Annotated in this window: 19 protein-coding genes; 8 read left to right on the top strand and 11 right to left on the bottom strand. The window is 43.2% G+C overall.

The window, feature by feature from the left end; translation table 11 throughout:
* Positions 1–17: 17 nt before the first annotated feature.
* The 8 genes from DUN60_RS23110 to DUN60_RS23145 all read right to left on the bottom strand — a co-directional run bounded on the left by DUN60_RS23110 (position 18) and on the right by DUN60_RS23145 (position 10,507).
* Positions 18–629: a class I SAM-dependent methyltransferase gene (locus tag DUN60_RS23110; RefSeq protein WP_114635589.1), complete on the bottom strand. Its 612-nt coding sequence runs from the start codon at positions 627–629 to the stop codon at positions 18–20.
* Positions 629–1,882: a sensor histidine kinase gene (locus DUN60_RS23115; protein WP_114635590.1), complete on the bottom strand. Its 1,254-nt coding sequence runs from the start codon at positions 1,880–1,882 to the stop codon at positions 629–631. The genes DUN60_RS23110 and DUN60_RS23115 overlap by 1 nt, the downstream gene beginning before the upstream one ends.
* Positions 1,879–2,589: a response regulator transcription factor gene (locus DUN60_RS23120; RefSeq protein ID WP_114635777.1), complete on the bottom strand. Its 711-nt coding sequence runs from the start codon at positions 2,587–2,589 to the stop codon at positions 1,879–1,881. The genes DUN60_RS23115 and DUN60_RS23120 overlap by 4 nt, the downstream gene beginning before the upstream one ends.
* Positions 2,590–2,744: 155 nt before the next feature.
* Positions 2,745–5,888, bottom strand: a complete 3,144-nt coding sequence (locus DUN60_RS23125; protein ID WP_114635591.1) for an efflux RND transporter permease subunit — start codon at positions 5,886–5,888, stop codon at positions 2,745–2,747.
* 2 nt (positions 5,889–5,890) lie between these two features.
* Positions 5,891–7,111, bottom strand: coding sequence for an efflux RND transporter periplasmic adaptor subunit (locus tag DUN60_RS23130; protein ID WP_114635592.1), 1,221 nt, complete (start codon positions 7,109–7,111; stop codon positions 5,891–5,893).
* On the bottom strand, positions 7,108–8,556 hold the full coding sequence (locus tag DUN60_RS23135) for a TolC family protein (RefSeq protein ID WP_114635593.1): 1,449 nt from the start codon (positions 8,554–8,556) through the stop codon (positions 7,108–7,110). The genes DUN60_RS23130 and DUN60_RS23135 overlap by 4 nt, the downstream gene beginning before the upstream one ends.
* A 114-nt stretch (positions 8,557–8,670) precedes the next feature.
* The gene (locus DUN60_RS23140) at positions 8,671–8,940 is read right to left on the bottom strand and encodes a hypothetical protein (RefSeq protein ID WP_114635594.1); all 270 of its coding nucleotides are present in this window, start codon (positions 8,938–8,940) and stop codon (positions 8,671–8,673) included.
* A gap of 358 nt (positions 8,941–9,298) precedes the next feature.
* On the bottom strand, positions 9,299–10,507 hold the full coding sequence (locus DUN60_RS23145) for a NupC/NupG family nucleoside CNT transporter (protein WP_004729974.1): 1,209 nt from the start codon (positions 10,505–10,507) through the stop codon (positions 9,299–9,301).
* Positions 10,508–11,119: 612 nt separating this feature from the next.
* Here DUN60_RS23145 and DUN60_RS23150 point away from each other — a divergent pair.
* The 4 genes from DUN60_RS23150 (at position 11,120) to DUN60_RS23165 (ending at position 13,863) form a co-directional block, all read left to right on the top strand.
* The gene (locus tag DUN60_RS23150; protein ID WP_086051494.1) at positions 11,120–11,596 is read left to right on the top strand and encodes a hypothetical protein; all 477 of its coding nucleotides are present in this window, start codon (positions 11,120–11,122) and stop codon (positions 11,594–11,596) included.
* A gap of 284 nt (positions 11,597–11,880) precedes the next feature.
* Complete coding sequence (locus tag DUN60_RS23155; protein WP_114635595.1) at positions 11,881–12,150, top strand: PTS sugar transporter subunit IIB; 270 nt, start codon at positions 11,881–11,883, stop codon at positions 12,148–12,150.
* Between the two features lie 10 nt (positions 12,151–12,160).
* Positions 12,161–13,417: a PTS ascorbate transporter subunit IIC gene (locus tag DUN60_RS23160; RefSeq protein ID WP_004729966.1), complete on the top strand. Its 1,257-nt coding sequence runs from the start codon at positions 12,161–12,163 to the stop codon at positions 13,415–13,417.
* Complete coding sequence (locus tag DUN60_RS23165) at positions 13,414–13,863, top strand: PTS sugar transporter subunit IIA (protein WP_162808246.1); 450 nt, start codon at positions 13,414–13,416, stop codon at positions 13,861–13,863. Before DUN60_RS23160 ends, DUN60_RS23165 begins: the two co-directional genes overlap by 4 nt.
* Before the next feature lie 227 nt (positions 13,864–14,090).
* Here the strand turns inward: DUN60_RS23165 and DUN60_RS23170 are convergent, their stop codons facing one another.
* Positions 14,091–15,356 carry an HD-GYP domain-containing protein gene (locus DUN60_RS23170; protein ID WP_114635597.1) on the bottom strand — a complete coding sequence of 422 codons (1,266 nt, stop codon included), beginning with the start codon at positions 15,354–15,356 and terminating at the stop codon, positions 14,091–14,093.
* A 225-nt stretch (positions 15,357–15,581) separates the two neighbouring features.
* Here DUN60_RS23170 and DUN60_RS23175 point away from each other — a divergent pair, with 225 nt between their 5' ends.
* On the top strand, positions 15,582–16,118 hold the full coding sequence (locus tag DUN60_RS23175; protein ID WP_114635598.1) for a GNAT family N-acetyltransferase: 537 nt from the start codon (positions 15,582–15,584) through the stop codon (positions 16,116–16,118).
* 110 nt (positions 16,119–16,228) lie between these two features.
* Here the strand turns inward: DUN60_RS23175 and DUN60_RS23180 are convergent, their stop codons facing one another.
* Positions 16,229–17,578 (bottom strand): sensor histidine kinase, encoded by a 1,350-nt coding sequence (locus DUN60_RS23180; RefSeq protein WP_054547151.1) that lies wholly within the window; start codon positions 17,576–17,578, stop codon positions 16,229–16,231.
* A complete protein-coding gene (locus DUN60_RS23185; protein ID WP_054547152.1) occupies positions 17,571–18,260 on the bottom strand; it encodes a response regulator transcription factor in 690 nt (229 codons plus the stop codon). The genes DUN60_RS23180 and DUN60_RS23185 overlap by 8 nt, the downstream gene beginning before the upstream one ends.
* An 812-nt stretch (positions 18,261–19,072) precedes the next feature.
* Here DUN60_RS23185 and DUN60_RS23190 point away from each other — a divergent pair.
* The 3 genes from DUN60_RS23190 to DUN60_RS23200 all read left to right on the top strand — a co-directional run bounded on the left by DUN60_RS23190 (position 19,073) and on the right by DUN60_RS23200 (position 24,404).
* Entirely contained in the window at positions 19,073–21,079 is a 2,007-nt protein-coding gene (locus tag DUN60_RS23190; RefSeq protein WP_065205832.1) for a putative bifunctional diguanylate cyclase/phosphodiesterase, read from the top strand.
* Between the two features lie 250 nt (positions 21,080–21,329).
* Positions 21,330–21,809, top strand: coding sequence for a type II secretion system protein (locus tag DUN60_RS23195; RefSeq protein ID WP_017079599.1), 480 nt, complete (start codon positions 21,330–21,332; stop codon positions 21,807–21,809).
* 849 nt (positions 21,810–22,658) lie between these two features.
* Positions 22,659–24,404 carry an EAL domain-containing protein gene (locus DUN60_RS23200; protein WP_114635599.1) on the top strand — a complete coding sequence of 582 codons (1,746 nt, stop codon included), beginning with the start codon at positions 22,659–22,661 and terminating at the stop codon, positions 24,402–24,404.
* Positions 24,405–24,459: the final 55 nt, after the last annotated feature.

The following is a 24,459-nucleotide window of genomic DNA, read 5'->3' on the forward strand; positions in this document are numbered from 1 at the left end:
TAGGTTTAGGTTTAGGTTTAGGAGCAGACCTTGTTCATCACTATCGTGAAATCCCCTTCTGCGTAGCCCTCTATTAAAGAGACATCCTCACAGAGCGTTTTACAGAAACGATAGACACCTTGAGGGTGATAACTCATCAAGGTATTACGTGAAGGATATTGGCTTGAGTTGAGAAGATTAAAAATCACCGTCTGATTCGCCAACTCAAACATACGAGTAATCATGTTTGTCAGATAGTCAGGATCACGAGAGATGTAGTTCAGTGAACCACTAGCGATAACAATGTCATGCACCTCAAGTTTCATTTTGCTCATGTCACCCGACAAAAACTGACAACGATCTTCTGTGTAGTTCTGCCTAGCCTTTTTTAGAAAGCCTGCGTGTTGGTCAACGCCGGTGTAAGATTGAATACGATAGATGCTGTCGAGCAGTTCAAACAACTCGCCATAGCCACAACCCAAATCTAAAACACTCTTCTTTTCGAAGTCAGCCGAACGAGCGATCACTTCAAAGCGACACAATTGACTCTCTTCACTAGTCCAACCTAATGCTTTGGCTTGGTCGCCATTTGAGCGGTTAGTCTGCTTTCGGTGATACCAATACACCTTAAAACGATCACGCCAGTGCATTACGAGAAATCCACCCACACTTCACGGCCACCAGCCAGCTCTTGGTTATGGTACTGCCATTGATATTGCGCAAGCAGCTTTTCGGTGAGCTCTAACCCTAGACCAAAGCCCAAATGATTGTCTTCTACCGTGCCATCAGTGTTGTTGTTAACAATGGTGACTTTTGAACCCAATTGAACGATATCCACGGTACCGCTTCCTGTGTGCTGGAAAGCATTGCGAATCAAATTGGTCAGCACGATTCGGGTTAGTCCAGCTGGTAACTGGCATTGTGTGTCGTCGCTTTCAATATTCACAACCACCGCTTTACCATTCAATAGATAGGTTAAATCGTGGGTAATCTGTTGCGACAGTTCGCCAAGATGTACGTTTTCCAGAGGCAGGTCTTTGTCTTGTTGTCGGGTGAGCCACAACAAAGTTTCTGTCAGGTCTGTCATGGTGAAACCCGCGCGCTTAATTCGGTCTATCACTTCAAGCTGCTTTTCTGGGCTCTTACCCTTTTGAATCAGCTTCTCTAGCAGTTCACTGTTGGTTCTTGTGACAGCAATAGGGGTACGTAATTCGTGGCTCGCATAGCCCAAGAACTTCTGTTCCCGCTCTAAGCTGTTTTGAACAGAGCTCAAGCTATCACGAATGATGTTAGCCAAAGTGTTCAGTTCACTAAAGTGAAAATCTGGTGTGGGTTCATTGAGGTTATCTTTGTCTAACGACTTAGCCCAGTTTTTTAGCTGTTCAACAGGCGATGCTACTTTACGTAATATCAAAACTAAAATCGCGAAAAACAGGACAATCGCGGCTAACGCAGTCAGGAAAATTGTCACAAAGTGAGGCAGTGCCTTGTCTTCTAAGAAATGGTCTTGTTTTTGGTTAAACACAGCAGAAACGTAACGCACTTCGGCTCCCTTCATCACTTTCATAACAAAGTAACCTTCTTTTGGCGGTGCAAAGATTGACTTACCAAGAACCTTTTTTGATATGACATTTAACTCAACGTTACTCTGCTCAATATGAGTTTGAATACCTTGTGGTAAATCGCTCCATTGCGTTGCAACCGTAAACTCTTGATTGGTCATAGGCTTGCCCGGTTTCACAACCTCTTGCTGAGCTTGAGCAATCATAGAGCCACGCATAGCGACATCCATACCTGAGATAAAGTAATTTATACTCAATGCTGATAGAACCAGAATCGTCGTTACGCCCGTAACCAGAATCGCCAGCAATACATAGATTCTTAAGCTTGGTCTAATCTTCATCCTTCTGGTTGCTCCTTAATCGCAAACCCTTTGCCCGCAATGGTATGAAGTAATTTGTTCTCTTGTTCAGCATCGACTTGTTTACGCAGATTGAAAATATGCACTTTTAAGCTATTACTGTCTGGTTGATCATCGCCCCACACGCCCTGCATGATCGTCTCTCGTGAAACAGGATTAGGACTAGATCGCATCAAAACTTCTAAGATTTTGAGCGCAGTTGGGGAAAGCTTGAGAGGTGAGTTCGCACGATATGCTTGATGTTGTTTAAGGTCGATCTCCAGATCACTCACCGATAAGCGGCTAACCTGACCACTGCGCCGCTTTGCCAATACTTGAGCTCGAACAATCAACTCTTCCATCGCAAATGGTTTGATCAAGTAGTCATCGGCACCTTTTGAAAAGCCTGTCAGCTTATCATCAAGCGTATCACGCGCCGTCAGCATCAATACTGGTGTGTCGATCCCCTGTGCCCGCAAGTTCTCACAAACATGCAAGCCATTCATTTTAGGTAAGTTGAGATCGAGAATTACTGCGTCATAGCGATTAGTTTCAATTAGATTGAGTCCAGCTAGACCATTTGCTGCATGATCACACTGGATGTCTTCTAAATCGAGGTAATCAATAACAGCAGTGGCCAAATCGAGGTCGTCTTCAACCAAAAGCAATTGAAGCTTATCTGTGAGTTTATTAGTGACGGATTCTGCCATCATGACGACCTCTATTTTAGTTATATTGTGGCTAGTAATGCGCAGTTCTGTAATGCCTTAGCCTATTGAGCTTTGACTGCTAATGAACCTAAACAGATGCTGCTGAGACTAATTCAGCATCCACCTATTAGATATCATCATTAGCTTAGCCATTGTTAAGCCGTTTGTTCAACGCCTTTGACTCGATTTGTGACTTTAAGAATCAGCGACTTAATCTCACACTGAATCATTAGTAATGCTGGCGTCAGAATCAGCGTAATAAACGTCGCAAACAAAATGCCGTAACCTAGTGCTGCCGCTGCAGGGATCAGGAATTGAGCCTGCAGAGACGTTTCACTTAATAGTGGCGTCAAACCTGCGAACGTGGTGACCGATGTGAGTAACACGGCTCTTAGTCGACCTGAACACGCTTCAACAATCGCATCGTGAACCGACTTGCCCTGCTCTTTGATTAGCTCATTGAAACGAGAAACCAACAACAAGCTGTCATTCACCACCACGCCACTCAACGCAAGGATACCGTTTAACGATAGGATACTGATTGTTAAGTCATTCCACCAGTGCCCTAAGATTGCCCCAACAATACCAAATGGAATCGCTGTCATAATAATCACAGGCTGAATGTAAGACTTCAGCGGGATAGCAAGCAGCGTGTAGATAGCAATCATGGCGAGTACAAACATGCTCATCATTGAACTCGCGGTTTCTTCTTGCTCTTCCGTTTCACCAGCAAAATCGACCGTTAGCCCCGGATATTGCGCTTCTAAATCGGGTACTAATGTGTCTTGCAACTGATGAACAAGCTCAGCAGGCGCAACCACCTCTTTGTCCAATACTGCACTGATGTACACAGCACGTTGGCTATCAATACGTGTGATCTCTGATACTTGGTAGTCTGAATGCACCTCAGCAACCGTACTCAAAGGCACCACAGTACCGTCGTTAGTTCTCATGCTCGATTGCTTGATATCCGCAATGGTTTGACGATCCGACTCTGGGTAACGAACTCGAACTTTCACCTCATCTTTACCACGTTGGAATTGCTGAACTATGTCACCACCAAACGCCTGTAATACTTGCTGTGAAAGACTTGCCGTATCAAAACCTAACGCACGACCTTGTTGTGTTAATTCGAAACGATACTGAGACTCACCCAGATCCAAGTTATGATCAATGCCACTCACACCGTCAATAGCTTGAAGCTTGGTTAAGAACTCATTGCCGGCCGCCGAAACTGATTCTTTATTCCACGCTTTTAGCTCGACTTTGAAGTTATCGACCATCTCCATTTTAGACAAGATTTTAAGCTTCTTAACCCCTTCCATTTGGCCAACAGTCTCTTGCCACGCATCTGCAAACTCGTTCGATGTGTAAACACTGTCGCTATCTAATTCAATTTTCACTTGGCCAGAATCATCGGCATCGGCGATAACCTGAAGGCTAAGCAGTTCCGATGATTCATCTTGAGCACCGTATTGCGCTCTCAGAGTTTCATCCGTTTGTGTTGCCGCCGCTTCAAGCACTAGCAAGTTCTGTTGTGTTTGACCAAAGCTCGCGTCGTTTTGCATCGACATGTCAGCAGTCACGGTGTCGCCCGGCATATCAGGGAAGAATGCCACACGTACCGCCCCAGTCATTGGCAGCCCCGCCACCAAGATAAGCAGTGACAAGAAAACCATTACCACGGCGTAACGCAGTTTCAGCGCCCATTCAATCACAGGGCAATAGATGCGCTTATTAAACCAACCTAGCCCATAATCGGCAGCATGTTGAACACGAGCCCACAGCCCCTTTTTGTCGCTGCGCTTAGTATTAATGTGCGCGAGGTGCGATGGCAGGATGAACTTAGACTCAACCAAAGACAGTAACAAACAGATAGTCACGACCGTGCCGAACTGAGCGTAAATCTGCCCCATTTTACCTTCAACGTTAGCTAGCGCTAAGAAGGCAACAACCGTAGTCAACACACCAAATATAGTCGGTGATGCCACCTTCATAGTGCCTCGAATGGTACTTCCGATTGAGTCGCCTTCTTCCTTGCGGGTGGAGTAAATGCTTTCCCCGACCACCACGGCATCATCGACCACTATCCCGAGCGCCATAATGAAACCAAAGGTGGTCATTTCATTGATGGTTAACCCCATAAAGGTGTCTGTCATGAAGAACATGGTGCCAAAGAATACGAACGGTAAGCCCGCAGCTACCCAGAAAGCGACACGCACGTTTAGGAATACCGCTAACACGATGAATACCAGAGCAATACCCGTTAACGCGTTCTTCACCAATAGGCTCAAGCGATCTTTGATCATGGTACTTTTGTCGTACCAAGTTTCGATTTCGACATCGCTCGGCAGCATGTTGCTGTTTTCCCAGCGATCTACCACTTGTTGAGCCTGTTCAACGATGCTGACGACGTCTCCGTATTCATCCATCACGATTTGAATCGCCATCGCATTCTGTTGGTTATAACGAGAAAGCATGAAGGTATCGTCGGCAAACATGTCTTCAACGTTGGCAATGTCACCCAGTGTAATTTGCGTACCATCGGTGGTAGTCATTACCGGAATCGCGTTGAAATCTTGGATCTCGTACGCCTGTTCAGACACCTTCAAACGAACCGTTTTCTCGCCATTGCGAAGGCTCGTCGAAATAGCCGCAGAAGATTCCGCATTGATCGCTTCAGAGACGTCAGTCAGGGTTAATCCATAAGCTTGAAGTTTATTCTCATCAACCTCGACCGAGATCATAGGATCTGCTTTAGCCTTAATCTCTAAGTCACGAATGGCCGATTGGCTCAGTAAATCCGACTTTAGTTGCTCAGCTAAGCTCTGCAGCGTTGCTCGGTCTGCATCCCCATAAAGCTGTACCCATAAGGCGTGGTCTTGCATGCGAGCCTTATCAATCACAGGATTGTCAGCGCCCGCAGGCAGGTTATTGATCGCATCAACCTTAGTTTTAACGTCGGTTAACAGAGTATCAAGATCATAGGTGCTCGTTTTCTCAATCGAGACGTGGCTGCCGTTCGCATCAGAAGTCGACGTAATACGCTTAATACCCGGCACAGTTTCTAACGCATCTTCGATCTTGATCGCTAACCCTTCTTCCGCTTGAACAGGGTCACCACTGTCATAAGTCACTGAAACTGTGACAACATCGGGTTCAAGACTTGGGAAGGCCTCTTTACGTAACGTGTTAAGCGATAACACGCCAATAATGATCACGCCCACTAACAATAAGTTCGCTGCCACAGAGTTGTTAGCAAACCATGCAATAGCGCCTGTATGCTGCTTGTTTGACATGATTAACCCTCCGCCTTAGCCAGAACGACCATGCCTGCTTTAAAGCTGCTTAACGGACGCTTAACCACTTGAACACACTCGTCAATTTCCACGCCCAGTTTGGTAGGATCGATGTAAATCAAACCGCCCTTTTCAAACTCAACATCCGCGTTTGATTTAGAAAGCTGACCGTTGCCATCCACAAACCACAGGTCGCCCTGCTGCGAAAGTGCTGAAGCTGGCAGCTCCCATAATTGAGTTAGTTGCTTACCCGAGATCGTTGCCTGCACGAATGTGCCTGGATAAAGATCTTTCTCTTGCTCCAAAGGGTTATCGACTTTCACGATCAGTGAACGTTGACGTGTGTCTTGTTGTAAGTGCTGCTCTACTCGCTCGACATAACCTTGCCACTGGTACTGACCATCAGAACTCGACAGAGTTACTGGCCACGGCTGCTCTTTCAATTGCGTGTTATCGCTGTTAGGTAGGCTCAACCATTGGTTTTCCGAAAGAGGAACAGAAACCTCGACCTCGTCAATGCTGTATAACGTGGCTATCTGAGCGCCCGTTTGTGCGTAGCTCCCCGGCTGAACATCACGGCTCACGACCAACGAATCAAAAGGGGCAACCAAGGTTGTTTTTTCGAGGTCTTGCTGAGCCTTTACCAATTCAAGCTTGGCGTTCTCTAAGGCAGCTGTTACTTGTGTCAGTTGTGGTTCGCGTAATACTAAAGGTGAATCCGGCTCGCCAGACAAACCAGATCGTTGCCATTCAGACTTAGCTTGTTCACCTTGTCTCTGTTCTTCCAATAAATCCAATTGAGCTTGAGCAACATTCGCCTTGGCTTGGGTTACCGCTTGCTGGTAACTGGTCGAATCGATATTGGCGATCACCTCACCTTGGCCAATAACTTGCCCGGTTTCGAACTGCGAGCTGATTGCTTCTATTCGGCCACTAACTTCTGTTGAAAACATCAACTCATAACGCGACTTCGCTTCTCCGTAACCCACAACTTCTGCTTGGTAGTTACCCAATGTTGCGAGCACCACAGACACTTGCTGCTGTTGTGATACAGCTAAAGTCGTCGTGTCAGTATCAACAGATACAGCTTGAGGCTCTGAAACCACTAGTTCATTGGCCTTTTGAGGAGTAGGAGCCACTTGAGAGCCGTTGTAAGCAAGGGCTGCAAAGATGCTTGAACCAGCCACTAGAGTGATGACAATTGTGATGGTGTTCAGTTTCATGAAGATACTCCCAAGCCCAGAGCTAGGCCTAAATCAATTCGGTTTACAAGACGGTTATAGATGGTTTGTGTTAGCTGCGCTTCAAGGTCATAGGTTTGTTGCTGAACAGTAAGTAGATCAAAAATGTCGACCAAACCCTGACGGTATTTCTCTTCATAGCTGGTGAAGCTGCGTTGTGCGCTCACCAAGGCGTTCGTTAGGTGTTGCTGTTGAAGCGTTAGTGAGGACTCTTGACCCATCGCGTTCTCCACTTCATTCACCGCAGTAAGTAGGGTTTCTTGGTAAGCCCAGTAGCTGGATTCTGTGGTTAAGTCTGCAATCTCTGCCTGTGCTTTAAGCTTGCCACCTTGAAACAGTGGTGCTGATACTTGGCCAAGCGCACTCCACAAAGGCCCGGTAAGCAGCGCTTCGCTCGGAGATTCAGCCATATCGGTTAGGCTTGCAGATAAGCTGATCGAAGGCAGCATCGCTTTGTATGCGGCATCGGCACGTAGTGTTTCTGCTTCAATATTGAAGAAAGCCGCTTGCAGATCCGGACGCCCTGCCAGATCTTGCGTCGGCATGTTGTCTAGCGGGTTAATGATGGTTGGGAATGAACCGAGATCCGCAAGTGATAACTCCTCAGACTCTCCACTCCACTGCCCCGTTAACAAAACTAACGCGCGTCGACTTTGTGCCAGTTGCTCTTGGTAATCGGCCAAAGTTGCTTGAGTCGATGCGCTGCTCGTTTTGGCGTTATCTAGCTCTTCAAGGCTACCTAGCCCTGTGCGATAACGTTCTAAAACCAGCTCTTCGTTGTTTTCGAGGATCACTAAGCGCTGCGTTTCAATATCAACAAGCTGCTGCTTCAAACTGATATCAAGCCAACCTCTCATAACACTCGCGACCAAAAGATCTTGAGCGCTCTGAAGGTTAGCCTGAGACGTCGCAATATCTTTTAACGCGGCGTTGTTTGTGTCTGCTAATTTCTGCCATAAGTCCAACTCCCAACCGACCGTGACATCCATGGTGTAGGTTTCAGTGGTGCTTGAGCCGTTAGTGCCTTCGTCAGCTTGACCAGAAAAACTCGCATCGACGGTTGGTAAGCGGTCGCCAGACGTCACACCTTGCTGTGCATAGGCAATTTTTAGTGCTGTGATACTTTGTTGAAGGCTTGGACTGTTCTGCAGAGCGCGCTCGATATAGAGATCAAGCTCCGGCGCATTCACTAAATCGGTGAGTTGTAGATTCTCTGTATCTAACTCTTGTTCATTAGAAGCATGCTGGTTCAAAGCCTGTTCTTCAGAGGTTTGTTGGATCAGCTCTGAAAGCAAGCTTTGCTGTGTCTTGCTAGTGCTTTGCTCTGCTAACGAAACATAGTCAGCCTGACTGGTTGTCGTGCAACCGATCAACCCGATTAGAGCAAGTGAAATAAGGGAATGTTTTAAAGGAAGATTCAATTTCATCTTCTTGTCTCCTGTAAGAATGGAGGCAAGATAACGAGCTGGAGGTTAAGGGAGGGTTAAGGCGAACGTTAACCCTAAAAGAAAATGCAAAAAGTGTACGTTTAAACTTCTGTTTTATGCTTCTGACTTGCTAGAAAAGAGCCCACCGATCTTATAACCAATCGCATAGCAAACCACTGCAATAGTCACAAACACCAATGCCGAGAAGAAGTACGCCACCGATGCCGCTACACCAGTGCCCCACACGACGCTAAACACCAAACCGAGATAAGCCTCTTGCGGCCACTGAGAGATAGGGAACTGAGTACCACCAGCAATAAGATAAACCATCGCAAACAAGCCGATAAAGGCAATGATAAGACCGATGAGAACGCGCATGTTCATGGGGAGACCTTTGATTTATTGGACTTGGTTGCCATTATTCTTAATCGAAAGCGGATGTGCTTAGTCGAAACCGAATATTCTCAATCGAAATCGAATGTTCTTAATCGAAGTCGAATGCTATTAATCGCAACCTAATGATATTCAAGTATATCGGATAAAAGGAGCTTGCTCTATTACTCTTCCGAGTGAGCCTAACACACTACAGAACAATGAGAAGTGGTGGCTAGAACCTTAATCAACCTAACGAGCAGGCACAAAAAAGCGGACACCCTTCTCACGTTAAATCCGTAAGTAAGATACCCGCTTTTACTAAATTTAAGCGCTTTTATTGAATCTAGCTACTTTAACTTAATCTAGCTTAAAGCAGGATGAAGATACCCGCTAAACATGCACTCATTAGGTTTGCTAACGTACCAGCCGCTACCGCTTTCAAACCTAAGTTTGCCACTTCTGCACGACGCTCTGGTGCCATAACACCAATCGAACCTAATTGAATCGCGATAGAACCAATGTTGGCAAAACCACACAATGCAAAAGTCACAATCACTTGGCTATGTTCAGACAGCAGAGCTTTGTTCTCAACGAAGTCGATGAAAGCAACAAACTCGTTCATTACGATCTTCTGACCGATGTAAGAACCTGCCATTAATACTTCATCACTCGGGATACCAATTAACCATGCAAGAGGCGAGAATAGGTAACCAAAGATAGCTTGCAGGGTAATGCCCGCAAAACCGAACATTTCGCCTAGACTTTCTAAACCCGTGTTGACCATTGCAATCACACTCACGAATGCAACCAACATAGTGCCGACAGCGACCGCCACCTTCATACCGTTCATTGCGCCACTTGCCAATGCATCGATCACGTTGCTTTGGTCAGCTTTATCTAGCTCAATGTGGTCGTAGTCACTCGGAGTACTACGCTCAGGAACAATGATCTTCGCCATCAATAGGCTGCCCGGAGCCGCCATGAAGCTTGCTGCAATAAGGTATTTAAGTTCAACACCTAATCCTGCATAGCCACCAAGCACACTGCCAGCTACTGACGCCATGCCGCCCGCCATTACAGCAAACAGTTCAGAACGAGTCATAGACTTTAAAAAGGGACGAATAAGAAGAGGAGACTCACCCTGAGAAAGGAAGATATTACCTGTTGCAACTAGAGATTCAGCTTTACTTGTCCCCAGCAATTTTTGCACCGCTCCACCAAGAACTTGAATCACTTTCTGCATAACGCCTAAGTAATAGAGCGCAGAGATCAAAGCACTGAAGAAGATAATGATTGGAAGTACGCGAATCGCGAAAATGAAACCTTCAGTAGCCAGATCACCAAATAGGAAAGCGATACCAACGTCTGCAAAACCAAGCAAGCTCGAAACGCCATTGCTTAGACTTGTTAACGCCAGTTGTCCCCAAGGGAAATACAACACCAAAGCAGCGAAGCCGATTTGAAGTAATAGTGCACGGGAGACCGTTTTCCAGTTAATAGAAGAGCGACTCTCAGATAGCAGACATGCGCAAGCAATCAGTGCAATAACACCGACAAGACCAAATAGAATATTCATAATGTGTCCTAGTAATCCTTAAAGAGTGAACATGAGCCAAACGAATGACATCAAAGGAATAGGACAAAGAACCGCAAGCAAAACGCTACGCGATGAAGGAGCTAACAACGTTAGCGACTGTAACAACGAGTTGTTCATGTAAAAATCACCTTATACAAGCAGTGGAACGTAGCTGGTCCGGTCCGTGGGGTCATTCACATATCCATGTGACGGCTTGTATTGGCTAAGCACCGGCTTAAAACCGGAAAAGAAGTATAAACAGTTAAGTGAGACTTTCATCACATTTTTTGACGCAAACGATCGCGCGGTCAAGGATTAAACAAAACGCTGTGTTTATCGTCTTTTGTGTGCATAAAAACTGTAAACAACCTGTATGAAGTTGAATTTGTAATGTTAAGCCTTTAAACGTACGAGCGTAATCACTCGGTTAATTCTGTGTGATTCTTACTACTTTTCTGTGCTCTGCCTCATTTCCCGATACTTCAAGATTCATCTTAAGTTTAGATGCGTATATACTTTGTATGATCTCACCAAATAATTATCTATAAAATACTAATAGAGCTGATTAGATATAACAACCATCGAGACTAAGAGAGGAAACACGTGAAGAAAATGGAAGCTCCGCACGACATGAACAATGGAGCTAGATTCAAAACAAACAGACACGGCTATGTGACAGTAGTTGAGTATTATAATACCTATACTGTTATTGTCGCGTTTGAAAACACCGGAAATATCCGCGCTATCAGTGCGGCGAAATTACGTACAGGTCAGTTAACCGATCGCTCTGTCGCACCTGAATCAATTATGATTGGTGAAAAGGTTGAATCCGTTAAGCATGGAATATTAACCATTACCCAAGTTGAATCTGAAAATATTGTGGTTCTGACTAATGCCAATAACGAAGAAATTAGAATGTTATTGCCTGCTGTACAGAAAATGAAAGATAAAACCGAAGAAATAGATGGTGAAAATGCTCCCTCGCCAAAACCGACTTCTCTTAGCCAACTAACTAAAAGAAATAAAAAGACCAAAGACGTTAATAGCATGCTTAAGAAAATGCTTACCGACTACGGTCGATACGATTAATTCTCTATTTTCTTCAACAGACCCTCTATATATTTACATTTCAATAGACAAATACATTTACCCCCACCTTTCTCAATAGATACGTTGCATATTCGTGTGAAAAGTTAAATTTGATCAAAGTCTCACTCTGGATCTTAACTACAAAATAACGAGATCCTCATCACAATCTCATTTTACCTTTGTGATGGAGATCTTATTGAAATCTCAATATTTCCATTACTATTCTCCCACACAATAAGAGAACGCAGTTTCTCAACCCCTAAAATCCAATTGAGACAAATATTATGAAAAAGATTCTTGTAGTTTGCGGTAACGGCCTTGGTACTTCACTAATGATGGAAATGGCAGTGAAAGAAGTGGCTAAAAAAATCGGTTTCGAAGCGGAAGTTGATCACGAAGATCTATCTTCTGCTGCATCAAGCAATGCAGATATTTGGGTAGCAGCAACAGACGTTGCAAACCAACTGAAGGAAGGCGGAAAAGTGAACATCATCAGCCTTAAAAATATTTTTGACAAAGCATCAATCGAAGAACAACTAAAAACTTTCATGTAAGGTCAAAATTATGCAAAACTTTTTCGAATTCATGCTCGGCTTATTAAAAGAGCCAGCAATCATGGTAGGTTTAATTGCTTTCATTGGCCTTGTTGCACAAAAAGCAGATATTTCTACTATTCTAAAAGGCACAATTAAAACCGTAATGGGTTTCCTAATTTTAGGTTTTGGTGCTGGCGCTCTTGTTGGCGCATTAAATAACTTCTCAGTTGTATTTACTGAAGCATTCGGCGTAAGTGGTGTTATTCCAAATAACGAAGCAATTGTTGCATTAGCACAAGAAGCATTCGGTTATGAAATGGCTCTAATTATGTTCTTCGCATTCGTTGTGAATATTTTATTGGCTCGAATTACTCCTTTAAAATATATTTTCTTAACGGGCCACCACACAATGTTCATGTCTATGCTAGTAGCGGTAATTCTGTCTACAGCAAACATTGAAGGCACAGCTCTTGTCGCAATCGGCTCTATCATTGTGGGTACATTAATGGTTGTGATGCCAGCGCTAGGCCAAAAGTACACTGAAAAAGTGATGGGTACTGATCAACTGGCTATCGGTCACTTCTCGACACTGTCTTACATCGTGTCTGGCTTCATTGGTAGCAAATTCGGTGACACATCAAAATCAACAGAAGACATCCAAGTTCCTAAAAGCTTAATGTTCCTACGTGATACGCCAGTAGCCGTAGCAACAACAATGGCTATCTTCTTCATGCTTGCGTCTATTATTGCGGGCGGCGAGTTTGTAGAAACAGTATCAAGCGGTCAAAACTGGGTTGTGTTTACCTTCATGCAATCTCTAATCTTTGCAGGGGGTGTTTACATCGTATTGCAAGGTGTGAAGATGCTAATTGCTGAAATCGTTCCTGCATTTAAAGGTATTTCTGACAAACTCGTACCAGGTGCAAAACCTGCTCTAGACTGCCCTATGGTATTCCCTGTAGCGCCAAACGCGGTACTTATCGGTTTCCTTTGTTCTTTCGCGGCTGGTCTACTAGCAATGGCTGTTCAAGGCGCGCTTGGTTGGACAATCATTGTAGCTGGCGTGGTTCCACACTTCTTCGTAGGTGGTGCGGCAGGTGTTTACGGTAACGCTACTGGCGGTCTACGTGGTGCAATTCTAGGTTCATTCACGCAAGGCCTGTGTATCTCTTTCCTACCAATGCTACTGCTTCCAGTACTGGGTGGCCTTGGTCTTGAAGCGACAACCTTTGCTGACTTCGACTTCGGTGTTGTTGGTCTGATTCTAGGATGGATTGTTTCATGAGCCTATTCGATTTAATCGGTAACCAAGGCGTTATCATCAACTCTGAAGAGAACCTAACGGTTGATGCAGCGATTAATTTAACCTGTTCAACACTGTTAGCAAGCAACAAAATTGAAGCTAGCTATGTTGAAGCTATCAAACAAAAGCACAAGGACATTGGCGCGTACTATGTTCTAGCACCAAAGATTGCGATGCCTCATGCTCGTCCTGAAGATGGTGTGAACGAAGCATCTCTGCAAGTGACGGTATTCAAAAAGGGTGTTGATTTAGAGTCGGAAGACAACGGTGACGTTTACCTTTCAATTACTCTGGCAGCGATGGACTCAGATAGCCATATCCATACTATTATGGCGCTATCAGAGTTGTTCCAAAATGATGATGACATTGATGCCATTATCGCAGCGGAAACAGAGCTAGAGATCATCGAGATCTTAAAACGCTACTAATCTCGATCTAAAGATCCTGATATGCCCCCATTAAAAAAGCGATAGCCTCGGCTATCGCTTTTCTGTTTCTGGTGCTTAGTCAATTATCTTTTAGCATGAATTGAAACGCATGGCTTGCCCATTCATGATTTACAGAAGGCATGGTTTACAAAAATGTATGGCTTACAAATGCATGACTAACAAGTGCATCACGCCAACGCCTCACAACCAATCAGCATTCACTAGCGTTAAAACGCGTACATTCTTTTATCAGTTGATAACTCGAAACAGTACTGTGCGTGTTTTTCAAGACATTCAAACACTTCTCGATCTAACTTATAGTTTTCAACATAGTCTCTCAAAATAGCCATCGTCTGTTCTAACGTCATACCAGCACGATAAGGACGTGATTGAGATAATGCTTGGAATACATCTACCACAGCGACGATCCGACTCGGTTGATCCAGCTCTTCCGCCGTTTTACCAATTGGGTAACCTGATCCATCTAACCTTTCATGATGATTGGATGCCCATTGACATACCTGAGGAGAACTAAACAGCTCTTGCAGTGCGAATCGAGTGTCCGTTGCGTGGCGTTTAATACAGCAATACTCCTCTTCGGTCAGCAAATCCGGCTTATGAAGAATGTCATTAGGTGTTTGCAGTTTGCCGATGTCATGAACTAGCCCGGCTAAATAGAGTTTACGCTGAGTTGTGTATGAATAACCCAACTGCTTGGCGAGATATTCAGAAAGCTGCCCGACTTTCAACGAATGCTTAAAAGTAAACGAACTTTTGGTATCTACAACATTGGCGATAAACTCGGCAAAGGCCACCGTCTCGTCCAGCGACATTTGCTGAGAGAAGAATGGCACAGGCTCAAAGTTATCCCTCATGTTCTCGATGTAAGGGATTTCCATCGAGAACCAAAAATCATCCAGATCGACCAGCTCACACATGTGTTGTACAAGGTTGGTTTCGAACATCTCATCCGCTTGTTCAGTCAAACGTTCAATAATGCTCGCTTTTCCATCTGGTGTTAAATTTCCATAACGATCAGAAGAGGTTATGCCGTATAGATAATCGACTCTGTCGGCAAGCATCACGATCGCGGCCAATTCTTTTTCTAACTCGCTGATATGAATCGCCTTTAACTCAGCCCACGGGGTATGATGATAAAGAACCGGCTTAGCGAATATAGAAAGAACTGGGCACTCTTTTAAGATTTGATAGCCCTTCTGACAATGGTGATAGCTCGAGTCGGGCACAAACCCAGAAGTTAAGCTGAGCTGCTCATCAATTTGCGATACGCCACAGTCGTGAATTAACCCTAATGAGAACGCAAGTTGGGCCTGCTCTTCTTCCCACCCGACGCTCAGAGCACATCGATACGCGATATAACCTACCCTCTGCCCATGGTTTTTGCTTTCAAAACCGACGTTATCAAGCGCCTTAGCAATACCAAATAGAGCCTTTCTTAGGTCTACGGTTACCTCTTGGCAATGTTGAATCATTATTTAAGCCTAGCATTTTTATAGTTTTTATATATTTAGGCTGCTAATACTAATGCATAGCTAATGATTATATACACAACTATTGTAAGGTTTAATGAGTTTCGTGATAGAACTAACGTATCACGAAAAATCCGTGCTACAAGTGGTTGCATATTGAAAATCATGCGACATTATAGTCTGCCGACCAAAAATCACTAAATCATCAGCCAAAAGAAAAGGAAAGACATGTTTAAAACGATTATCGATAACGAACTATCCATCGCATTGGTTGAAGAGAGTTTCGCTTCTCACTATGCGGAAATTTCACGAAGTCAGAATGAGTATCTAAGCCAATGGCTTGTGTGGCCACCACATTGTAAAACCGAGCAAGACTTTAGGATCTTCATCCAGCGCTCGCTACACGATTATGCGGAAGGGAAAAGCATGACATGTGCGATTGTGTATAAAGACAATATCGTCGGTAACTGTAGCTTCAACACCATTGACCACAACAAACAGAAAGTCACAATAGGTTACTGGCTGTCTGAATCGTACCAAGGTAAAGGGATAGTCACCCGTGTGGTCGAAAAACTGATTGATATTGCTTTCAATAAGTTAGATATGGAAAAGATTGAAATATCAGCTGCCACTGAGAACATGAGCAGCCGTAAAGTTTGTGAGCGCTTACATTTCACGTTAGAAGGTATTATAACTCGTAATGAGAACTTGAATGGCCGCATCGTAGACCACGCCATTTATGGTCTTCATCGCTCTAAGCTCTAAGCTCTAAGCAGTCACTATTATGTAAATGAGCATACTAAAAAGCCACGGTATTCGACCGTGGCTTTGTTATTTTACGAACCTAGAACCTAAGTAGCCCTCAGATCGCCCAGTTATACGGTCTTAGGAATCACGATACTGAACTTAGCTCCACCATGGTTGCTGTCATCGATTTTGATATCCCAAGAAAGCTTTTTAGCCGCTGAAATCGCAATCGCGAGGCCTAACCCCAAACCACCCGTTGTTGAGGTTCTGCTTGAATCTAGACGGGAAAACGGAAGAAATACTTCATCACGACTGTCTTCTGGGATTCCAGAACCATTATCTTCAATAACCACTAGCCAATTTTCTGAATTCTCATCCAGTGTCATCCACACCTCATCGCGCGTGTAATTACCCGCGTTTTTGAGAATATTATCGAAGACCAAACGTGCCATTGAGCAGTCACACTTAATCTTGCAATCTTGCCCTACTTTGGATTCAAAGAGCACATTGTCTAACTGAGAGTAACGAATACGATCGAGACAGTACTCATGAAGATCAGAGGTCACTTTAACGAGCTCAAAGAATGAGTTATCCATGACATTCAACTTCGACAGCATGATAATTTCTGAAGTGAGATCGTTGATATCCTCAATGTAGGTATCAATATCATCGAAAAGCGCCTGATGATGGTCGGGGGCTCCCCTTCTTAGAATATCGGTCGCCAGCTGAATACGACTGAGCGGGGTGCGCACCTCATGTGGGATAGCTTGAGCAAAGATGTGGCTTTGTTTCACTTTGCTCTCGATCTCTTCCGCCATGAAGTTAAAGCTGCTGGCCAAATCAGACACTGGATGAATGTCGTCTAGATCAGAACGAGTACTGAGTTTCCCTCGACCAAACTGTTTTTGCTTCTCAACTAGCAACTCGATTCTTTCTTGAAAACGCCTCACAGGTAAGTAAACACTTGCGCCGATCGCGACAATAATGGCGAACAAAAGCCCGAGTAAAAAGTTTCTTTCTGAATCTTCATACCATTCAATTTCAGGAGAGAAAAAATCCCCTACCTCACTGAACGCGAAACTAAATTTAGAATTTGGAAGTTGAAACACCGCCGAGTACAGATCGTTATCACTGAGGTATATAGGTACACCATTTAAAGTGGTAAATAACTCGCATCGTTGGCATGGAGCCTCTCCCGACCAATTATCTAACAGGCGTAAATTGAAGATATAAAATTGTTGGTAGCCTGTTCTATCGAGTTCTTTATAAAGTGAATTATATTGATTGTGCTGACGGGTATACTGCTCAACGAAGTAAATACCATCATTTAGGAAAGTTTCGATCTCGGTTCTTCGCATGTGCCCTTCACCTAGGTTCACAAACAAAAAGATCGTTGCCGACATACCAACCACAATCCCAAGATACAATCGAGCAAACATCGAAACAGAACGAAGTTTCGCAGTCATGAACTTACGCAACCAGCATGTACCCCTTATTGCGAACCGTACGGATCAACTGTTTGTCTTTTGCGTGAATGCGTAGTTTTCGTCTTAAACCGGAAACTCGCATATCAATAGAACGATCATTAAAAGCATAATCAATCCCTCTAAATAACTGGCAGCACTGGTCTCGAGTCACGACCTGACAGATGTTATTCACAAGAAGGTTTAAGATTTCAAACTCGGCAGAAGTAAGCTTAAGATTTTGCCCATACAGAGTGGCACTTTGAGCAATATTGTTGATCACAATATCGCATTGCTTTTCAGCCATTTTTTCTGGCGCGATAGCAATAGGAGCAGCTCGACGTAATAACGCTTCAATTCGCGCCAACAAAGCATGGCCACGAATAGGCTTTGCAACGTAATCATCCGCGCCAAACTTAAATAAGCTTACCTCACTCATTTCATCGGCAGAGGCGGTCAACACTAAAATTATTCCATTGTAAAACTCTCGAGCCTGACGGCAAATTTGAGCGCCACTCATGCCTGGAAGCATCAAGTCCAACAGCACTAAATCAGGTTCAATACTGCGGATCGCTTCAAGTGCTAAATTCCCTTCATGAACAACGCTAACATCGTAGCCTTCAGCTTCTAGGTAAAGCGTAGTTAAACGAGCTATCTCTTGGTCATCTTCGACAATGAGCACTTTGGTTTTCGACATTCCTATCACCAGTATTTATTAAAAACGAGGGCAGTATATATACTGCTCATATATCATCAATGTTGTGATTCGAGCCTCACTTTTACCGTACGCAAAACATTGTAATCACTTTTGTACATACACGTTTACAAAACGCAGTGCTTAACCACCAGTACGCCTTAGTTTAAGAAGGTTGGCCATCAATAACTCGCTATTCACGGTGTTTTAATAGCCTATACAACGCTTACGTTTGCTTTATTTTCTTACTCACACTTACATTTAAGGCATTTACAAAACCCAATCAAATAAACCCTCCAAATAGTAATGACTTGTCGGTTAATATCACTGACAAATGACATATTTATAGGTTTAAAATCCGAACATATCGTTCAACAGTCGAAAGAAAACGATTACGTTACCCACCAGCCAGTGTTTTGCATTTTCAGGGCCTCGGCAGGCGCTATTAAGCAATATCTTCTTCAAGTAATATTCATGAAATTGATAATTCGATCCAGCATTTGCTAATCACCACTACCACACAGGGTCCACTTTAAGATGAATAAACCGCTTTCACTGTTACTGACCAGCCCCCCTTTATTTTCAACGCAGTTATTAGCTGATAGCAATAAACAAGAAATAGTGAATCCGATTCAAGCGCAGGCAAATTCTTGGATAAACATTCAGGTCGCGCCTAAAATAACATTCGTCAAAAGATGGGCTTCAACTGTGAGTTCTATAGCGCGCTCCTTTCTGTAGCACTTTTTTCTTCTTCAACACGGCTTTTAACGGCTGTTGAAGACCAGAATTCAATTTGATAAGCGCCTACTGAATGCATGAGTTCGGTAGGCACTGTTCGACCAACACATCAGTTCACCGAGTTCAATATGATGACCAATTATCAACCTTTCGAGCATCTCAAGTGTCCTATTTGGATATATGATATTGATAATAAAAGAATAACTTGGGCAAATAGTAACGCGCTCCCCCTCTGGGAGTCTGAGTCGATGTTTGAGCTGACATCACGTGACTTTAGTGTCGAGATGTCAAAAGCGATAGAAGCAACACTGGAAGAATACCAAAGACAATTTCTACGTAACGAAAGCATCAAAACATGGTGGAACTTCACGCCAAACCACATTTCCAAACGTGCATTATGCCTATTTTCTGGGATCCCATTGCCCGATGGTCGAACTGGGATGTTGGTACAAGTCATTGCCGAAGAGGGCAGCCTAAAGCACGACTTAGCTTGCTCTGATGGCGCAAATCTATCCCTTCTATTTGATAACTCGGGAGACGTAGTAAGCGCTAACTCCGCATTCTTTCAAAGCTATGGTTCACCGTTTAGTACCCTATCCGACTTCGTTTCAAGTGAAGAGGCAGCAGCACAATGGTTGTTTGCTGCGCGTAAAGGCCGCGAGATTTTAGAAGAAGTCAGCTGCGAAATAGATAACAAAATTCATCACTTTGACGTTCAAGGAAAATGGCTATTTGATAAAAGCGAGCTTCTGTTAAACCTCACCTGTACAACTAAACAGAAAGAGAAGTTGATCAAAGCCAGATACAACGCTGAGCACGACTGTTTAACTGAGCTTTACAATCGCCGCGGTATCACCAACCTTTTAGAAACCAGTATTGCCTATCGCTCGCCCTTTGAGTTGATGTTTGTCGACCTTGATGGCTTCAAATTGGTCAATGATACTTATGGACACAGTGTCGGTGACCAACTACTTAAGCAGGTTGGCGAACGTCTTAAACACCTCGTCGACGAAACGTGCATGATCGGTCGATTTGGTGGCGACGAATTCATTGTTATTGCTCACGCCTGCCGAAATCACAATATCCCGCTGCTCTGCTCTCGTATTATTGAAGCCTTGAACAAGAGTTTCCACATCAGAGGGATTGGCACCTTGTCTGTTGGTTGCAGCATCGGTACCGCTCATTTCCCTGATAATGCCGTCGATCAAGAGTCACTGCTCAAGCAAGCGGGTATGGCGATGCATATGGCCAAAACAAATGGACGAAATCGATTTCAAACTTTTACACCTTGTCTAGCACAAACCCTTCACCGCAAGGTAGAGATCCGTCATCGACTCACGCATGCCTTAGAGAATGACGACCTCAACCTTCATTACCAACCGATAATGAACACTAACAGCGACAAGGTGAAAGGATTTGAAGCCTTACTTCGATGGTCGGACGAAGAACTAGGTGACATAGCTCCTGACGAATTTATTACCTTAGCGGAGGAGAGTGGGCAAATAGTTCCTCTCGGAAAATGGGTTCTCAATTCCGCACTCAAACAGTTATCGATGTGGCAACGAGAGTTTGATAATGAGTTGATGATGAGCATCAATATCTCGAGTATTCAGATGCACGCTACCTTTGCCGAACAGTTATTGGCAATGCTGAACTTCTACAACATCCAGCCTCAAAGCGTTGCCCTTGAAATCACGGAGTCTTCCATGATCTTCAAGCATGGTGAAGTCAGACAAGCATTAAGTGATATATCAAAATTAGGCGTAGAACTTCACCTTGATGACTTTGGCACAGGGTACTCCTCACTCTCAATGTTGCATGACTTGCCAATTAGCACCGTTAAACTCGATAAAAGTTTTGTCCATGGTTCGCACAAAGGGAGCAAAGCAATAGTCCAAGCCACTCATGCTATCTGCGATAAACTGGGGCTAAAAGTAGTTGCTGAAGGCGTCGAGACAGAAACGCAAAAAGCGTTCTTGATCGATTGTGGATACCAGTATCTTCAAGGGTTCTTGTTTAGTAAGCCCATCCCGTCAAATGAAGTCGAAAGACAATTTTTAACAGGTCGATTAATAGACATTTAAAAACCTATTTATCAATAAGTTAGAGTTTTTTAGCACTTCGTAGTCCAGAGAGTGATACCCACATCAACGCTTACGTATGCTTACATTGCGGCCAATAACGACAAGCCGAAGTTAAAGTATTGTTTATTATGAAATTATTGAGAACAATCAACCTGTAAGCCATATAACAGATATACCTACCTTCTGTAATGGCTTTGGTATTTAGATTACCCTCAAGCAGCCCCTCAATCAGATCAAATAATCGGTAAATATGAGAAGACAAAACGGCTTCACTCTCTTAGAACTTATCATCGCAGTCTTAATTTTAGCTATCCTGTCTGCCACGGCTATGGTCAAGTTCTTAAACGTTCAAGGAAGCGCCCGTGCGAGTAAAATACACGACGTAGCGGGTAACCTACGTACCGGTATCGATATGATCTACGCCAAGTCTGCGATTGCTGGCGTTGAGGGAGAGTGCAACTATGTAGAAAAAACGGAAATTGAAACCTACTACGTCTGTCATGGCTACCCAATAGCTTATGTGGATTCACTAAGAAGACTGCTCAATATCGACAGAACAGAGCTTCACGTGATCAACAAAGAAGTCGATCCTGGTAGCAATGCCGAAAGAGTAGCAGCTATCTCTTTTGACGCAGATAACTACACCTATTCACCTGAAGGTGACTTTTGTCAGGTACTCTATCAACCAGAAAAAGAACCTCAAATCGTCGTACTTGATGGCGCATGTTAAATACTCAACGATTTTACTCATACAGAAGTTAGAGCTAAGCCATCGAGACAGATCTTTGAATATCATGTGATTACGATAAATCTGTTCAAAAATAATACGAATAGGACTAAGTTGTTGCTGCTTACATCTTCAAGTGCTGTTTACGTTATAACACGAACCTAATTCATATCTTATTTTTTATAATTAGTCTATAAAGATCTACATAGGTGTATGTCTGATATAGATATCAACAGTGTTTTGATTAAACATCTTTCATAAATGGATAGGTATAAATATATAAATAAATTAACATGCTCGTGCTATCTAAAACTTCCCCACTAAAAACTTCATTATTTAATAAGACGTAAGAATACAAATAAGGAAAACTCAAAATACAATATTATCAATGCCATCATCTATCCATATAATTCAATTACTAAAATCATGTCTCAACTAAATTATATTAACATTACATAAATTGACATAATCTAAGTTTATCCGGAAAAATTCTGATAAATCTCACACATCAATAAATCAAATGAATACCATCAAAAGCTACATTAGAAACCTCTAAATTCAGTGGCTAATCCTTCCGCACAGAAGCTGCAAAATGGATAAATACCAAAACAAATGGATAAATCCCCTTTACCCCTTGTAAATCATTGGCTTTCATTTATAAATTCAACTTTTGGGTGAACATCTCGATAACCTTTCATTCAAGCCCAAATTCTGCGATTAGTATCAACATCTTAAGAGAAAATGGTGACATTTTGGTTATATTATTTGGAAAGGACTCTTAGGTTGAATGAAAATCCCAGCCAATACACATCAATCACATAAATATAATAACTGTCGCTTAGGAGTTGAGCCATGCACTGTTCTTTCAATATAAACAACAATAATGAGAGCTTGCAACTGATCTACAATGAAGAAAAAATATATATCAAGAACAACAGTAATAAGATATCAGAGGAAAGTCTTAATAGTAAAGAGAGTTTTGTATTCAAATATCTTATTGAACACTCATCAATATCTAACCCTCAATCTGCACGAGATGTTGAAGAGTCTTTTAAATTACATTTTGATGAAGAGTTTAGTTTGTATGCACTAAAAAACATCATCGCCTCAATAAGAAAGAAGTATCGAAACTTATGTAAAAAAGCAAAGATAGATAATAATAGCGAACTTATCTCTAACCTTTATAAGGTGGGTTACTTCATCGATCTCGATAAGAGCTCTACAAACTGCATCGCACCAAAGTACGACATCAATCAATTCAAGCCCAGTCAGATAGAAATGTTGAAAATGATGTTCAATACCTATCATAGAGAACTGATTAAGGCTCTGATAACCGTGTTCACCGTCTCTTCATTTTTCCTCTTCGTTGTCTACTTTTTCCAAATCCTTTATACGACGAAGATTGCAGATGAATACAGCGAAAACACCAAACATATTGCTGAAGAAATCATGCTCTATGGTTGCGATAACCAAGGGGCTGTGCACTCATTAAGGCATTCACTCAACTTAGATTCTGTCATCATGACTACGTCTTATGGTTCATGTTATATCTCCAAAACACGCTCGAAAATGGTAGACCTTTATCAAGTTGATGACTTTTACGATAGTACCGATTTCGCTTATTCACGCTTCGTAGATACCAAGCGTGACATTGACCTTACGGTGCGTATTTCTACACGCTCTATTGAAGCTCGATACAAGAACTCACTATTGCCGCTGTTAGTCGACTCGGTCTCGATCCAGAAGAATGGTTATTACATTCTGAACCTAGGTGAAGAAAGTAAAGCTATCTATCAAACACCACTGCCAACCGGTGCAACCATTGCCTTTTACAGTGACGATATTGTCGTACTGTGGACTGCGCTTTCTCTGATTCTCGCCACACTGCTTTATCGCTCCTATATTCTGGGCTTTATGAGCTACCTGTTTCGTTGGAAACACATCTCCTTTGAAGAAGAGCCCATCATCAACACCGAAGACAATAGCGTTCTGTATTACGAGTTGCTATCTCGAGTTCGTAACGTCGGCGTTTTAAGCTTCATCAACACCATGAGACGCACCAATTTACTCACCTTTCACACTATCTTGCTCATCGAGACGGTCAGAAAAGCCAAATTACACAACAGCCATGAGATCTATGGTGTCAATGTGTGTCCGAGCGCTTTGGTGGGGTCGAACTTCGCAAGGCTCAGAGAGCATTTGGCCGCGATGGAAGCGAATGAATTTGTCGTCGAGATTACTGAATATTCGAACATTGGCTATGGATGTGAGGTTATCGATAACATTAAGGATATCAAAAAGCTTGGTATCACCATCGCTCTGGATGACTTTGGTACAGGCAATAACAACATCGAAATCATCAATGTTATCTCTCCGACCTATCTAAAACTGGATCGTTGCTTTGTTAAGGATATCGAGTCAGGAGAGCACCATCAGGGTGTATTGCTTAATATCTCTGAGATTGGACGCTTATCGAATATCACGATGATTTATGAAGGTGTCGAGACGCGCAGGCAGCAATATATCTTGTGTCAGCTAGGCTACAACTTACATCAAGGCTATCTGTATAGCCGGCCCAATGACTCAGAGGAGCAATAGGCCCCCCTAACAGAAATCTTGACGAGCAACACCATTTCCTATTCAAATAATCATC

The organism is Vibrio splendidus, assembly GCF_003345295.1.
GTDB lineage: Bacteria > Pseudomonadota > Gammaproteobacteria > Enterobacterales > Vibrionaceae > Vibrio > Vibrio splendidus_K.